Here is a 16,642-nt window from a genome sequence, read left to right on the forward strand (position 1 = left end):
CAGGAATCGCAGTGCCGCAGGCGTGCACGACGATTCTAGCGGATTTCAAACTGCCCCCCCGACGCATCGGAGGAGGACCTGCCTGGCCGATCACGCCGCGCTCACGCGCCATGCAGCCGGTCTGCGAGCGCCACCTCGCCGTTACCCGAATAGCGGTCTTCCATCGAAAGCCCAGCCAGCAACGCATCGCCAATCGTCACGCCGCCGTCGAACGCCTTTGCCGCCAGCATCATCAGCGGCGCGTGAGCCTCAGCCCCCACTGCGAGCATGCTTGCGCCACCCAGCGCCAGCAGATCGTCGACATAACGCTGGGCGCCGGCGTAAATCGCTTCCAGCTGGCCGAATCGCCGCTGCGCTACACCTTCGGGCGCGAACTCGGGCACGGCTTCGCCGTCGGGCTGCACGCGAAAGCGCACGACCTGTCCATGCGGTGCGGTCAGCAGCGCTTCCAGGAGCACGGTGTAATGCATGAAGCGCTCTGGGCGCATGTCGTGATAGAGCGCATCCTGGAAACACCCGAAAGCCAGCCCACCTTCATCGCGGACCTGCGCGGCGTTCGGCGCCGTCACCATGTACAGGCCAATCAGCGGCCGTTCGAATACGCGTTGAAGCGCATGCTGGATAGTGCCCGAATAGCCGATATCGACGAATGTCGTCGCCTTGTCCTGCGCAAAACCCACCTGACGCGCATAGGTGCGAAACGCATCCAGTTCGGCACGCGCCTGCCCGCGGATCTGCGGTTCGAGCAAAGTGAGCACCTTCGCGAGCGAAGCACTATCGTCGGGCAGTTCGATCTCACGCGTCAGTGCTTCGGCGACCTCCGGTTCGAGCGCCGCCGCCTGCGCTTCAATGCCCAGTCGCACCGAGATGAATTCGGCGATCGTGCCGCGAAATCCCCCCTTGCCAATCACCTGGGACGGATCGAACTCCTGCGCTTGGGCGGCCATTAACGCAAGCCGCCGCGAGACCTGCAGATATTCGCTCTTCGGCAGCGCGTCCAGCCCCGCAACATCACGGACGTGATCGTACAGACGGCTCAAAAAGTAGCCTTCGCGCGCGAAGAAGTAGAGCGTCGAAGCAGCCTTGAGCGCAGGATTGGCAAGCAGCCACGCGATAAAGCCGAACAGAATCGGGCCATACAGCGCATAGCCCAGATCATTCGCATCGTCGAACTGAATGCCCGTCACCCCGTGCTGCACGCGCCACGGGCTCGCGCCCAGGCGGGCAATCACCGGCCCGAGCAGGAGATGGTCGCGCCAGTCACTCTCGATCGGCAAATGACCACCCTGCAAGGCATAGGACAGACGCGAAGGCAGCAACCATGCGGCGCGAATACCGCGAGTGCCAGCCATGCCGATGTCGGAGTGCAGGTTATCGCCGAAATGCTGGAGCTGCGCGGGTTCGACCCGCTCTCCCTCCAGGACGCAATCCCAGAGAATTCCTGAATCCTTGCGGGCAGCACGCTCGCAGGAGATGTACAGTGCGTCCACCCACTGCGCCATCCCGAGCGTCGTCATCACGCGCTGGAAAAAGTCACGGCCGAAGTAGCTGTCGCTGACAACAATGACGCGCTTCCCTGCTTGCTTCGCATAACGCATCAACGCGACGACGTCGGCGCGGGCAACGAGCATGTCGTGCTCGACCTGCAACTCGAGACTGCGCGCATCGCTCACCAGATCCGGGGTCCAGCAGCGGTCGCCCCCCATCTGCGCATAGATCGTGTCGATACCGACATCGCCGGCGTTCGCGTTGCGAGCACGCGCCATCGCTTCGGCATGTTTGCGGATCGCGAGGAAATCGTCGCCGCGACCGTGTTTATCCTGCAGGAGACGGCCCACGTACCGCTGCACCGCTTCGGGGTCCGAAGCGAGGCGCGATACGAGCGTATCGAAAAAATCGAAGGACACGACAGTCGCCGCATCGATCAGGGCGCAGGCCTGTGCATGCGAATGCACCAGCGCGGGTGCGGCAACGCGATACGCATCGTCACCCAGCAGCGCACGAAGCTGTTGATCAAACAGCCCACTCATACCATTCATGAAACCCCTTCGTACAAAGCAGCGGGCCGGGCGCGCGTTTCGAGCGCGCGCCGGTCCCTCACGTTCAGGCCGGCTGACCAGACGACAGCAGCCACTCCAGCGTATCGAAGAGAGGCGGCGCATCCAGTTGGCCAATAGCGGTCAACAGCTTGCGGTTGTCGCCGCATTGCGACTTCACCTCGTGCGGGCGCACGAAAGCAGGATTGACCTGCACGTCGATCTCGTGTCCGGTGATGCGGGACATCGTTTCGATCAGATGCATGAGCGTCACGGGCTGACCAGAACAGACGTTGAAGACCTCGCCCACCGGAGCAGCTTCGAGCAACCGGCAATAGACGTCGGAAACCCAGCGCACATCGGAAAAGTCGCGCGCCACGTCGAGGTTGCCGAGTTCGATCACGCTGGCGCGCCGCCGGAAGTGATCCGCGATCTTCGCAACCAGAAAGCTGGTGGATTGACCGACGCCAATGTAGTTGAACGGCCGAACCGTAAAGATGGGCAGTCGGTCGTGCCAGAGCTGCGACATATACTCCAGCGCGACCTTGCTCACTGCATAGTCGTTGGCCGGATGAAACGGCGCATCTTCCGCAATCGGCAGGCCCGATTGACCCGCGCCGTAAATGTTCGCACTACTGGCCAGCAATACAGCCGAAGGCTTCTTTTCACACGCATCAAGCGCTTCGAGCAGATTGCGCGTACCAATCACGTTAGTCGCGTACATCTCGCCCGGATCACCGTGCCCTACAAACGCGATGGCCGCAAGATGCACGACCCAATCGGGGCGCACGCGGTCGATCACCTTGCCAAGCCGCGCACGCTGCAGCAGATCGCAGCCATAGACGTCGGCGCCCGATGCGGGCTCGCGCCGCACGAGACCCACAACGTGATGCCCGCGCGCGCGCATAGCGTCGGCGACGTAGCGTCCCGTGAAGCCGTCAGCCCCGGTGATCAGGACGGTGGCCATTAAAAGGACATCCCCTTCTTGTTACGCTCGAGATCCGCTTCCACCATCATCTGGCACAGCGCTTCGAGCGAAGTCTGCGGCGCCCAGCCCAGTTCGTCGCGCGCCTTCTGCGGATCGCCGATCAGCAGATCGACTTCAGCCGGGCGGTAAAACGCGGGATTGATGCGCACGATGGTTTTGCCGCTCTTGCGGTCACGCCCGGTTTCGCCTTCGGCCTGGCCTTGCCACTCGAGGTCGAAACCGAGACAGGTTGCTGCGGCATTGACGAAATCGCGCACGGTCTCGGTCCGGTTGGTGGCGAGCACGTAGGTGTCCGAGTGATCGGCCTGCAGCATGCGCCACATACCATCGACATATTCCTTCGCGTAACCCCAGTCGCGACGCGCGTCGAGATTGCCCAGTTCGAGCACGTCGAGCTGACCGAGGCTGATCTTCGCAAGCGTGTCCGTGATCTTGCGGGTGACGAACTCGCGCCCACGCAGCGGCGACTCGTGGTTGAACAGAATGCCGCTCGACGCGAACAGATCGTAGCTTTCGCGATAGTTCACCGTGATCCAGTGCGCATAAAGCTTGGCCACGCCGTAAGGACTGCGCGGATAGAACGGCGTCGATTCCGTTTGAGGAATCGCCTGCACCTTGCCGAACATTTCCGACGTGCTGGCCTGATAAAAGCGCACCTTCGGATTGACGATGCGAATTGCCTCGAGCAGGTTCAGCGCGCCGACACCCGTGACTTGCGCCGTCAAAGCAGGCTGCTCGAACGAGACGCCAACGAAGCTTTGCGCCGCGAGGTTATAGACTTCGTCGGGCTTGGCCTTTTCGATCAGACGAATGCAACTGCCTGCGTCCAGCAGATCATGTTCGACGAGGCGCAGGTTCGGGTGGCGGGCAATGCCAAGCTCCTCGATCCGCCAGAAGTTCACCGAACTCGTCCGACGATAGGTGCCGAATACGGTGTAGCCCTTCTCCAGCAGTTGCTCGGCGAGATACGCGCCGTCTTGACCGGTGATGCCAGTAATGATTGCCGATTTCACGAAATTCCACCCTTTTGTGTACTGCGAGATTACTTGCGCAATTGCCCGCGAACTATTGCGAGACCAAACGGTATTATCAGCACAACTTGCCAGATTGTTTCAATAGCTGAAGCGAGTCGTTACGTCTGAAACAATCGATCTCAGTTCCGCAGATCGGATTGGACCGACGCCGCCGCGAGTGCGCGCACCCGCCCTGCGAAACGCTCGAGCGAGAACTCGCCCGCCCGCTGCGCTGCACGCGCCCCCATCTGTTCGCGCACGACCGTGCGTTGCGGCGTGAGCAGTTCGGACGTCATCGCTACGAGACTTTCCAGCGAGCCGTAGAGCAGCCCGCTCACACCGTCTTCGATGATCTCACGCGGACCGCCCGAGTTGAATGCGAGCGGCACGCAGCCCGCCGACATCGCCTCCACGACGGTCATGCCAAAGTGCTCAGCTCGTTCCGGATGCGAATCGAGATCCGTTTCAAGCCCGGCGCCGTGCCAGTAAATCGCCGAATCGCGATACAGCGCTTCCAGTTCTTCGGCCGACACATTCACGTGGAAATGCACCGGTAAACCTTGCGCGGCATCGCGCAAACGCTGCAGATAATCCATATGCGCGGGTTCGGGCATTGACGACCCTGCAAGATGCAGTTCGACGGCGCCCCCCATACGCGCGTGCAGCGTGCGGAACGCCTCGATCATCAGATCGTGGCGCTTGCTGTGCGCGCCGATGAAGAACCGTCCGACGCTCAGGATCATCGTCTTCTTTTGCAGCGCCGTGCCCGGCACCGGTTGCACCGGCGGATGCACCACTTCGATCGGACGCTGCGGAAGTTGATAAGCGCTCAATGCGGCGAAGATATGGGACTTCGCGTAGTCGGAGTACGCGATGATCGCGGCGTAGCCATCGAGCGCAGCCGGGCTCACCTTGCGCTCCGCTTCGGGCAAACGGAACGGGAACTGGCACAGGAACAGGCTGCGCGCGCCCCGCGCCTCGGTGGGCGGCGCGATGTGGTTGCCCATTGTGATCATCAGATCGGGGTTGGGCGCATAGGCGAATTCGCCTGCGGTCATCAGCACGCACGAAGAGAGATCGATGCCGAACTCGCATTCGAAGCTATGCAGCCGCAAATTACTGTAGGGATGCGGCGTGACCAGCGTCACCGCGTAGTCCTCGGACAGTACCGCAGCCATGGTCAGGATGTAACGCTCGCCACCGCCCGGCGTTAGCGCGTACGGCGTGAAGATGACTGCGGTCTTGTCCTTGCGGGGGCGGGCAGCGACAACCGGCGGAATGAAGCGCTCGCGCACAGCAATGGCGTCCGCTTCGTTGCGGCTCTTCAGGAAACGGCCCCAGCGCGAAACGAACTTGTCCCGGTTAAGATCGCCCAATGCGTTGCGACGTGCCTCAGCGGCAGGGTTGTGATTCGCCGCGGCGCCTTCGATGTGCACGACGCGCGCGTCGGGACAATAATGGACGACGCGACCCATCGCGCGGACCTTGAAGCACAGATCGGCGTCTTCGTAGTAAGCAGGCTCGTAGGCCAGATCGAAACCACCGATCTCCATAAACAAATCGCGCGGCATGACACACGCCGCCGCAGACACGTAATCGACCTCGCGCGGCACGAAGAACTCGCTATGCGACTGGGTTTCGCCGCGGCCGAAACGCACCGGATACCCCTTCTCGTCGATCATGCCGCCCGCTTCCTGGATGATCCCGTTCGGGTAGAGGAACAACGGGCCGACTGCGCCGATGCGCGCGTCGCTTTCCAGTGCGCCGATCATGGCCGTGAGCCAACCCGAACGCACGAATGCATCGTTGTTCAGCAGGCAGAGATAGCGCCCAGTGGCCGCTTCCGCCGCGATATTGTTGGCTTCGCCAAAGAAGCGATTCTTGCCGAGTTCGAGCAGTCGCACGCCCGGACCGATATTGCGCACCGGCGCGAGATTGGCTTCGTCGCTGCCGTTATCGACGATCACGATCTCGTAACGCAGGCCTTCGGTGTTGGCCCAGAGTTGTCGCACGCATTCGAGCGTGAGCGGCCCGGCATTCCAGTTGATCACGAGGATCGAAACGTCCGGCTTGTCAGCCGTGCACCACTGGGCAGCCTTTTCCAGCGCTTCGCTCATGTTGACCGGTTCCGCGCCCGGAAATGCCACCGCAGCGGGACGCGATGCCGCAACGGGCACGACAGGCCGCTGTGCTGCGGCACCGACCACGGCCTCGAAACTTTCGAGCCAGGTTTGCGAGCGATATTCGCTGGCAATGCGGCGCTCGCCATCGCGCCGCGCCGCTTCGTCGCCGATCGCCTCGCGCAGGGCGCGCAGGGCATCGTCCTCATCGCCACGACGGAAGTACCAAGGCAGATCGCCCGCGTGCTCTCGAATGCATTCGAGATCCGAAGACACGCAGACCTTGCCGTACATCAGGCTTTCCGCGACAGGCAGGCCGTAGCCTTCGCTGAGCGACGGAAACGCCGTGAAGAGACACTGTTGATAAAGGCCTGCCAGATGCGCGTCGGACAGACCCTGAAGCACGACGATCTTTGCGCTGTCCACCAGCGCGGCAACGCCTTCCCCAAGCGAGGCGATACCCACGTCGTCGCGTCCCACCAGTACGAGTTGAGGAACGCGCTGCGCGCCCAGTTCGTCGCACAGGCGCACCCAGAGCCGCGCGAGCAGCGCCTGATTCTTGCGCTTGTCGATCGTGCCGACGCTCAGCACGAACGCCGGCAACGCAACACGAGCGGTGGCGGCATCCGCCGCGAGCACCTGCGCGGAAGCGGCTTCGCCTACTTCGTTCGCACCGAAGTGGACAATCGTGATCTGCGCGTTGACGCGCACATTCGCAAGCGTTGCCCAGCGCAACAGCTTTTCGCGAATCGACTGGCTCGACACCGAAATCGTCTTTGCCACCGTCACCGCGGACGTGAGCCACTCGACGAACAGCGTGTAATGGCGCTCACCGACGAGTTCGGGATGCTCGATCGGAATGATGTCGTAGAGGAACGTATTAACACCGACACCCTGCGCCGCCAGACGCTCGAAAAGCCGCGCATAGTCAGGATTCCAGACTACACCAGTAAAGAACACATCGTCGCCGGGAGCAGGCGAAAGCTCTTTCCATGCCGACGCATCCTGCGTCTTGCCAGCCGGCTGCGAACGCGCGCCGAGCTTTTGCGCGAGCAGCGCCGCCGTATCTTCGGGCGAAACGCTTGCGAGGCCCGTCGGCGTATCGCCCAGCACACACGGCAATACGCGCGACTGCGCGGCCGGATCGAACGACGCGAAAAAGAGCTCCGTGGTGACTTTGCCGACACCCGTCAGTTGATCGTGTGTCTTGAGCCAGTCCAGCGTGTCGCCCACGAAGAACCAGTTGATCGGCGCGCGCCCGACCTGCACACGCGCAGGTTGCTGCGCGGCGGCCTGCGGCAGCGCTGCGGCAGTGTGAGTCTGGCTTTGTGCCTCGAGCGCGATGAGACGGTCGCGCTCGCGCATGAAACGCAGCCGCGCACCCATGCGATGCGGTGTGATTGCCCAATAGACCAATTTGGCGAATTTGCGGGCGAGAGCGCGTTGATCCGCACTCAGCATGCTTGCGCCGCGCCGCAGCGGTCCGGTCGCGCGCCACATGCGGGAAGACAGGACAGCATCGCGTTCGGACAGGAACTGCAGTGCCATGCCATGTTCATGATGCGCCTGCGCTTCGGCGCGCGCCAACGCCGCCCGCACATCGCTCATACCATCGCGAGCAGCCTGAACGTCGCCCTGGGCTCGCGCCAGGCGCATCGCCAAAGCGCCGATCTCCGAATTGCGGCGGGCAATCTCGGCTTGCTGCGCGGCACGCGCCTCGTTGCGCGACGCGAGTTCGCCATGCAAGGTATCGACTTTCTGCTCGAGCACGCTCATGCGCGCGAGTCGGGAAAGCAGGTAGTCGCGCTCGATTTCCAGCAAGGCCTGCCTGCCTCGGTCGTCGGTCTGCGCAACGCCAGACGGCGGCTTTGAAGCATCGAGGATTTCAGAGGCCTTCTCGATCTCGTGCGGCATTTTCTCTTGCATGAATTCAGATTCCCAATCGACGCCGGCAAGCCATCACGCCTGCCGGCGAAATAACGAAACGCCGCGCACAGAAACTTCAGGGGGTCACCTGACCACGCCGCGGCGTCGTCCTCTCCGAAACCAGCACCGTTGCGCCAAGCTGGACATCAAGCGAGTTGAGCGCGCATAGCTATTGCGGATTGGAAGTTCGACAAGCGACGAATCCGGTCGCACCGGGTGTGCCGAATTGGCCGGAAAACGGAAGGATTACAAACTGGCTTCAAAGTAATGCGGGTAATAATTGCAGCCGATCCTACTATACGCACCTACCCTGCGCAACCGCCCGAAAAGGACAATCGAAGACGCCAACATCCCGGGTCAATATGCATGACAAATGACCGGACTTACGGTCAATTCGCCATGTTCGCACCCCAAATTAATATTCGGCGACCGGATAGCCTTCGCGCAAGGTTGCGCCTAAGAAAACCGCCGTTGCGTTATCGACGATCACATGGGCTGTCGCCGAGTAGTCCGGGGTCACGAAGTCCAGCGTGCGGGTCACATCGCCAAGCGCGTCGCACGGCGGGAAATCGTCGAAACGCACGGCTGGACCTCCGGTGGGATTATCCAGAATGACGGCGGCATGCAGGTTTTCCGTCACGCTCGTGCAGCGCATGTTGACGGTGAGCCGATGCAGATAGCCGGCTTTGAGCGGCGCCACACTCGCCTGCTGGAGGCTTGCGCCCGCGCCAAGGCGCGCGCCGCCACCCGTCGACCATGCGATGTCACCGCCCGGCTGCCATACGCGCTCGCCGGACGCAAGCGCTCCCTCGGCCAGCAGGTTGGGGCCAAGCCAGACGTCGGGGTACAACCGGTAGAGGATCAGATTACCGCGTCGCTCAATCGGATCACCCAGTTCAGCCAGCGCGCGCGCCACGAGTTGTTGATCGTAGCCGTAGCCATTGGGCTCGAGGCGGAAACTCGCATGCGTCGCACCGTAGTCGCGCACGATACGGGCGACGTCCGCCACGCTATGTGCATCCACGAAACGCTTCACCAGCGTGCCGTTGTACCAGTTGACCGTGAGCGGGACGCCATTCAGACCCGCCGGAACGGCATCGCTAAAAAGCAGTTCGCGTGGGGCAGGCAGGCCATCGCCGCTCACCCGCTCGTTCAGGGCCAGTTGCGCCAGCGCTTCGCCGCGCGTGTCGCGCCACTTCTGGGCGTTGAACAATCCGCTCCAGAAGTTCTGTGACAAAGGCCATCCAGCAGTGCTAAAAAAAGCCAGATTCAGCGCGATCAAGACCACCATTCCGAACGCTGCCAGACGTCGCAGCCAGCGTCCCGGCACATAGCGAACGAGCGTGCGATCGCTTGCGAGCAGCGCGGCCATGCCGACCATGACCAGCGGAATGCCAGGGTAGAGGTAGCGCGCGTAAGTCGAGCCCTTCGAGATAGCGAACACATACAGCAGCCCAAGTGCGAGCGCCGCCAATGCCTTGCGTGACACGAGACAGGCCGCCGCCAGAGCCGCCAGCAAAAGCGCGAGCATCTGGAAGCCGAACGCACCGTTGCGAAATTCGCCGGAGCGCTCAGTATGGAACGTCAGGTGATAGAACAGATCGTAAGGAGGCGGCTGAACCCAGCGGCTATCAACGAAATTCGTCGGAGGATAGAACGGCGAATGAAAGACCGCGTTGAAGAATGGGTACACCGGGTTGTGCGTCACCGCGTAGGCGTAGATATACGGCTCGCAGCCCACCACGAGCGCCAGCAGGCCGAGCGCGATCGTCACGGCCCGCCGACGCGCGCCCTGCACCTGCGTGAAGACGATCCACAACGCCACGAGGCCCAGCGGGCCCGCCACCGCAAAGGCGTGCAGTTTGCTCGCCATGCCAGCCGACAGCAGCACCACGCACGCGAGTACGCGACGCTCGGGCCGAGCCTCAGTTGCCAGCAGCGCCGCCAGCGCGGCGAACATGAACAGCGCGAGGCCATGCTCGATGAAAAGCGCGGTGGTCTCAATGAAGGCAAGCGGCGTGGACGCAAACAACGCGACGACCAGCAGCGCGGCCGCCGGCCGTGCGCCGACGCGCCGCGACACCGCATAAAGATTGCCGGCCAGCAGCAGGAAGACGAGGAACGACATCGCCTTGGCGCCCGGTTCGTCCGCCATCATGTTGCCGAGGCTGAAAAGCCAGTCGGTGCCTGCGGGCATGAGCGCCCAGACAAGCAGATGGAAGTCAGCGGGCCAATAGCCGAGACGTGCCACGGTCTGGGCGAGGACGACATGATAGAGCACGCCATCGGCGTAACGCTCAGGCAATCCGGCCCCCGTCAGATGAAGCGCGACGATAAAGAGCAGAAGCGTGGCAACCGCAATTTCGGCGACGCTCGTACAGGGCAGTGTCTGCGCAACACGGCGGCATGCGGCGATCACGTCTCGCCATGCACCACGCAAGAGCCAGGGCAGGAACAGAAGCGCACCGTAGCTAGCTGGCGTGTTGACGCGAAAATGCACGAGCAGTCCCAGCAGCAGCACATAGAGTGCGGCGCCGACGCTGGCGCGCAGGCTCAGCGAACCCAGCCCCGCTCCGCCCAGCATTTTCTCGCCGAGCACAGCAAAGCTCACGAACGCAATGCCCATCCACAGCAGCGCGCTCCAGCCGAATGCGACTAGCAGCGCCGCACCGAACGCGCCCGCCAGCAGATGACGCGACCAGCGACGCGCGACCAGCGCGGCAACGCCCACCGCCGCGCACAGCGCCGCGAGCAAGCCGATGTTGGTGAGCAGACCATCGGCGAGTTGACCGTGGGCCTGCGTCCACATGTGATTACGGGCCAGCCCCACGATAAGCAGAGCGAAGCCCGCGATCAGAGCGGCACAGATGGCGATATCGCGCCATCCAGACGATATTGCCGAATGCTCCGCGCGCTCTGACGCCCCTGCGTCGTGCGTAGTCTGATTAATCACCTGTAAACGTCCTTGTCCGTGCGCTGGCTTCGTGAGCGCGCTATTGTTCCACAGTGCCATTGCGCAATGCGGCGGCAGTTCCTGCTGTATTACCCGACTTTACTTACATTGCCTTGCTAGTCTAAAGCGCCGATGCGGGGCCTCGCAGCAATGTCGAATGTGGCAGCTTGCCGATCGAGGGCAAGATGAGGGCTGTAGGCGAAATCGCGAAAAGCTGATACCTCTGCCTGCCCCTGCTCCCCCGAAGTGTGTTCGGCGATGGCGCCGTCACCGCTTGTCACGGTGGTCCCGGCGACCACGATATGCCTTAACCCGAGATCCGCGATCGCGCCTGCGAGTTCGACCGCCGCACCAGCATTTTGCGCGCCGGCCAGCGGGGCAACCGCCGTCAAGACTGCGCGGCGCGCCACCACACAATCGAGCGGCAACGCCGTAACCGAGCGCGTGAGCTGATTCACTCCGAAGTAGCCGAAGTCCTCACGGGTCGCGCCGCTGCGCGCCGCGACGGCGTGATGCCGCGAAGTTGCGACTAGCCCCGCCTGAAACCACGCGCCATCCTCGCGGCCCAGCCTGGGACCCACCAGGCCGATCTCCGGTCGCATCGCATGGCACACGAGCGCCTCCAGCCAGCCCTCGTCGAATGCGTTAATGTGCGCGTCGAGCAGACATACACAGGTCGTCTCGCTCGCGCGTAGCGCAGCGCTCACGTCCGGTTGCGCGTCGAACACGATATCGCCGGCCTGGGCAAAGGCCTGCGCCTGTACGCGCGCAAGATTCGCCTGCGCGTTGCGGCCAACCAGCGTCACATGAGCGAACAACGAAGGCGCCTGCGCAAATATCATGCGCAGCAACGCACCTGACGCTTCCCCTTGATCCGGCACGCGAAGGATTGCCTGGACCGTCGGCGCGGGCTCCGGTAATGCGTAGCGCACTTGCACGAACGGGCGTTGCAGGGACGGCTCTAATACCTCCGCCCCTGGAGCCGTACCCGCAAGCAGCTCGCGCACGGCGCGCACGCCAGCATCGACGGCATAGGACTTTTCGCCCGCATTTAACGCCGTACTGCCTTCGATCGCACGCCAGTGATACAGCACGTGCGGAATATGCACGACGCAAGCGTCGCCTGCTGCGCGCACGCAGCGCAACACCAGATCGTGATCCTGGCTGCCCTCGAATCCTTCCCGGAAGCCGCCGACCGTACGCACAAGCGCGCTCTCGAACACGCCAAGATGTGAAAACACGTTGCGTTGGAGAATAAGTTCGGGGTCCCATCCGGCTTTGAAGTACGGCGTGCTGCGTCGGCCGTCAGAGGAAACCTTGTCTTCGTCGCTATAAAGAAGTCGCGCTCCGGAATTGTCGTTCAGATATTTGACGACCATTGCCAACGCATGCGGGGCTAGCAGATCGTCGTGATCGAGCAACGCAATGAACTCGCCCCTCGCGAGACCGAGCGCACTATTGCTGGCTGCACAGATGTGCCCGTTCTGCGGGCGGTGCAGCACGCGCACTCGAGCATCGCGATGGGCGTAGGCAGCGAGAATTTCGCGCACATGCGGTGCAGTCGACGCATCATCCGCGATGCAGAGCTCCCAGTTCGGATAGATCTGCGCGAGCACTGACTCGATCATTTCCGTCAGGCACGCTGCCGGCGTGTTATAGACCGGCACGACGATCGAAATGAGCGGCGTGCGCGTGAGGCCCAGAATCGTCCGGGCAAAGCGCGCCAGCTCATCTGTTGTCGGCGAGTCATGCTCTTCGATCCAGCGCGCGTACTGGCTCTGCTGCTGCGCCCCTCGCGTAAGCTTGCCGAGCATTCCGCGCCAGCCTTCACGTCGGATCACTGCGGCAACGGCGCGTAGTGCGCCACGCGCGCCGCCGTACGCAGCAACCCGCGCACGGGCGCCGGCCAGTAGATCACCGGGCGCAGCCATCAAGCGCCGTTCATGTGGGCACGGTCCGCGTCGTGCGCCGCGTTGGCCGCTTTCGCTTCTGCGACCACTTCGCCAAAAAGCGCGTGGAGCTCGACAGCCTGTTCTTCGAACAGACGGATCATGCCCTTGTGCGCGTTGCGATAGCCGTCGAGTCGCTGCGGATTAGCGAGCAGCCGTGCAATTGCTGCGGCCAGTTCGGTGCCGTCGTCGTCGAGCGGAATGATGTCGCCGTTCTCGCCGGGGACGATGTCCTCGATTACGCCGCCCGCGTCGGTTGCGATCACCCAGACATCGCGGATCAGCGCCTCGCGCACGGTCAGGCCGAAGCTTTCCTTCCACTGTGTCGGAAACAGCAGCACGTCGATGTTCGCGAAGAAGCTATCGATCGTTTCTTGTGTGTACGCCGGCTGGATCTTGAGCACGCCCGGGATCGCCCACAGACGTGCATCGATCGAGTGCCGACCAAGATTGAGCACATTGTCGACGACATGGAGTTCGTAATTGTTGTAGCTCAGGCTACGCAGCGCCTTGCGAATCAGCGGCGCCCCCTTGATCTGCGTTTCGCCGCCGACATAACCGAAGCGTAGCGGCCTGCCACCAGGCGGCTCGCGGCGGATGTCACGTTGCGGCGCACGTATACCGTTCTTGTTCACGACAATCTTGCCGGCGTCAAAACCATTCTGCGCGTAGAGATCCTTGAAGAATGCGCTCGGCGCGACCAGACGCGACGCTGAAAGCAGGATTTCGCGCAACCTGAACTGCCGGTAGGTATTGCGGCTCGCATCGTCCACGCAGGTCGCGCAAACGTTCAAGTCGATCTTGCGCTGATAGCAGTACTGGTTGTCGCCCGTGATCATGAACTGCCGACCGCAGATCCACCACGCATCGTGCAGCGTCACAACAAACGGAATACGCTCGCGCAGACACACCTCGGCGATCTGTGCTCCGATGCCCTGAATGCTATGCAGGTGCACGACGTCGGGACGCAGCGCGCTCACGGCATCCGCGAACGCCGCAACCGAATTCGGATTCTCGAACTCAAAGTTTGGATTGGGTTCGTGCGGCAGGCCCATGCCAAACGCGTCGCCGCCCGCCGCGCCATAACGCGTCAGTCGATAGCCAGGAACATCGCTCGTGGGCAGCGACGTAAACATCGCGTATTCGATGTCTTCGCGCTGGTTCAAACGTCGCGCGATCTCTTCGGCGACGACCGTCGCACCACCGAAGCTGCGCGGTTCGAAATAGATGTTGACCGCCAGAACTCGCATTTTGCGACGCTTCAGCTTGAAGGGTTCGAGAATCGGCTCGACCTGTTCTTGCGCCACAGCGTTGGGCGCATAGTGCTGGTTGACGTACGCGTAAGCGGCGTTCGCCATCGATTCGCGCAGCGCAGCATCGTCCACTAGCGCAAGCAGCGATGCTTCCCACGCCGCTGAGTCGGCGGCCAGGTAGCCCGTCTCGCCATGGCGGATTGCAGTGCGGAAGGCCGCGCTCGGCGAACACACAGACGGCAGGCGAACGATCGACGCTTCGAGAAATTTGATATTCGATTTCGCGTCGTTGAAAACGCTGTCCTCAAGCGGCGCGATGCTGATGTCGCACGAGGCCAGACGCTTCAGATACGTCGGATAGTCCGACAGCGGTAGACGCTCGATCTGCGCCTGGATGTCGAGGTAATCGGGCGGCAGATTGAGCTCGCCGACCACCACGAGATGCACGTCGGGCCGCTCTTTCATTACTCGCTTGATGGCCGGCGCGGCAACGCGGAAATCGGCGTCGTGCGTTTTCGTGCCCGAACCGTAGACGATGCGAACGATGCCATCGCGTCGGCGCGGCTGAGTAGTGATCTTGCGGGCGACGCGCTGTGTTTCCTTGTCAAGCGCATTCTCGACCACATGAACGTCGCGCAAACCGGCGCGACGCATCGCGTCTGCCAGACCGACCGTCGATGCGATGCCGGCGTCGCAGGCAAGCATTGCCTTTCGATAAAGAGCGACACCGTCCAGAACACCGCGTCTCGTTTCTTCGTTGAGATCAGCAAGATTGGAATTGCCCGAATATTCCTGCGCATCGAAGATCAGATCGTCGACTTCCCAGAAAGTCGGCAAGCCAAGCGCCCTTGCTTCTTCGATAAGACGCAGCGGTTCGGGGAATCCAGGCACCCGGTAGAAGAAGACTACCGAGTGAGTCTGGAGCAGGCTGCGGCAATGTTCAAACTCTGTCCAGTTCGCAACCGTGCAGTCGATACCTCGTTGCAGAATCATCTGCTGCTTTTGCGTGACGCGATATTTGCGGCATTGGGGAATGCTCATCTCGCCGATGATCAGCACCCGCAACGCAAGCCTGTCGCGTGCGGGCAAAGCCTGCGGCAGCTTAAGGACCGGCTTCAGACCACCGCCTGGCGCGTTGCTGCCAAGCAGACCGGTAATGCCGCGACGACGTGCTGCGGCCATCGCCTTGCGAAACGTTCCCGCCAGGCCATATTGGCCTATTGCGTAGCGCAGCGTACCGCTTACCTGCTTCGCCTGCACCACAATGGCGCGCGGTGTGCGGAACGTCGTGATCGCGAGACGCATGGGCGCCATCAGGCGCCACGAAGTCGAGCCGAGCAACGCCTGCACTTCGGCCTTGATACGCCGTACGTCATCGTGGGCGATGCGCAGTGCTTCGGCTTCCTGCTCGAGATCGTCGTTCGCCGCGTCAAGCCGTTCCTGCAGCGCCCGGCACTCCTGTTCGGTGTCGTGCTCGACCTGACGCGCACGCTCCAGCGCTTCGCGCACCAACGCCAATTCGCCTTCGCTCGCTTCGAGCGCACGGCGCGCTGCCGCCAGTTCGCCTTCGGAGCGGGCAAGACGCTGCTCCACGCTCTCGCCCGATGCGCCAGCGCCGCCGCGCGTCACCTCGTCACTCATCACATCCCACCTACGTGTGCTTCGTAAGCCGATACCACCTCTTCCACCGGTCCGAATGCGCGCACACGTCCACGCTCCATCCAAAGCGCCTTGTTGCAGACGCGACGGATTTCGGTGTTCGAGTGCATGGCCAGCACAACGATTTCGGATCGCCCATGCAGATCGGCAAGTCGTTGCTCGGCTTTGTGCATGAACACGGCGTCGCCCACGCCCATGACTTCGTCGAGCAGCAGGATTTCCGCTTCGACCGCCGTCGAGACGGCAAACGCGAGACGCACGCGCATCCCGCTCGAATACGTACGGATCGGTAGGTCGAGGTAATCGCCCAGCTCGCAGAACTCCGCGATTTCCTCCTGCTTCGCGCGGATTTCCGCATCGGACATGCCGAGCAGCAGGCCGCGCAGGCGAATGTTCTGCAGGCCCGTCGAGTTCTCGTCCATGCCGAGGCTGATATCGAGCAGCGGCACCACCTTGCCCGACGATTCGATCGTGCCGCTCGTGGGCGAGTAAATGCCCGACATCATTCGCAGCAGAGTCGATTTACCCGCGCCGTTCTGGCCGATCAGGCCCACACGATCGCCCTTTTCCAGACGCAGATCGACGCTGTCGAGCGCGCGCACGACAACCACGCCGTCGTTGTCCTCGGCGATGGTGTTGCGGCGCCCCATGCGCATAACCTGCCGTTTGAGCGAGCGGCCCTGGACGTCATAGATGGGCAGATCCAGCGTTGCGCCCTTAAGTTCGATAAATGCCATGTCCTGTT

8 protein-coding genes are annotated in these 16,642 nt (G+C 62.5%); all 8 read right to left on the reverse strand.

What is annotated here, in order from left to right; all coding sequences use genetic code 11:
- Positions 1-101: 101 nt before the first annotated feature.
- Positions 102-2,039 carry an HAD family hydrolase gene (locus F3J17_RS16505; protein ID WP_167060605.1) on the reverse strand — a complete coding sequence of 646 codons (1,938 nt, stop codon included), beginning with the start codon at positions 2,037-2,039 and terminating at the stop codon, positions 102-104.
- Between the two features lie 64 nt (positions 2,040-2,103).
- Positions 2,104-3,003: an NAD-dependent epimerase/dehydratase family protein gene (locus F3J17_RS16510; protein ID WP_167060608.1), complete on the reverse strand. Its 900-nt coding sequence runs from the start codon at positions 3,001-3,003 to the stop codon at positions 2,104-2,106.
- Complete coding sequence (gmd, locus tag F3J17_RS16515; protein ID WP_167060611.1) at positions 3,003-4,037, reverse strand: GDP-mannose 4,6-dehydratase; 1,035 nt, start codon at positions 4,035-4,037, stop codon at positions 3,003-3,005. The genes F3J17_RS16510 and gmd overlap by 1 nt, the downstream gene beginning before the upstream one ends.
- 140 nt (positions 4,038-4,177) lie before the next feature.
- The gene (locus tag F3J17_RS16520; protein ID WP_167060614.1) at positions 4,178-8,083 is read right to left on the reverse strand and encodes a glycosyltransferase; all 3,906 of its coding nucleotides are present in this window, start codon (positions 8,081-8,083) and stop codon (positions 4,178-4,180) included.
- Positions 8,084-8,498: 415 nt separating this feature from the next.
- Positions 8,499-10,892 carry a hypothetical protein gene (locus F3J17_RS16525; protein ID WP_167060617.1) on the reverse strand — a complete coding sequence of 798 codons (2,394 nt, stop codon included), beginning with the start codon at positions 10,890-10,892 and terminating at the stop codon, positions 8,499-8,501.
- A 260-nt stretch (positions 10,893-11,152) separates the two neighbouring features.
- Entirely contained in the window at positions 11,153-12,850 is a 1,698-nt protein-coding gene (locus F3J17_RS16530) for a glycosyltransferase (protein WP_167060619.1), read from the reverse strand.
- A gap of 116 nt (positions 12,851-12,966) precedes the next feature.
- A complete protein-coding gene (locus F3J17_RS16535; RefSeq protein ID WP_167060622.1) occupies positions 12,967-15,879 on the reverse strand; it encodes a glycosyltransferase in 2,913 nt (970 codons plus the stop codon).
- Positions 15,879-16,634, reverse strand: a complete 756-nt coding sequence (locus F3J17_RS16540; RefSeq protein WP_167060625.1) for an ABC transporter ATP-binding protein — start codon at positions 16,632-16,634, stop codon at positions 15,879-15,881. Before F3J17_RS16540 ends, F3J17_RS16535 begins: the two co-directional genes overlap by 1 nt.
- Between the last annotated feature and the right edge of the window lie 8 nt (positions 16,635-16,642).

Origin of the sequence: Burkholderia sp. Ax-1719, from assembly GCF_011753055.1 — a bacterium.
Lineage (GTDB): Bacteria > Pseudomonadota > Gammaproteobacteria > Burkholderiales > Burkholderiaceae > Paraburkholderia.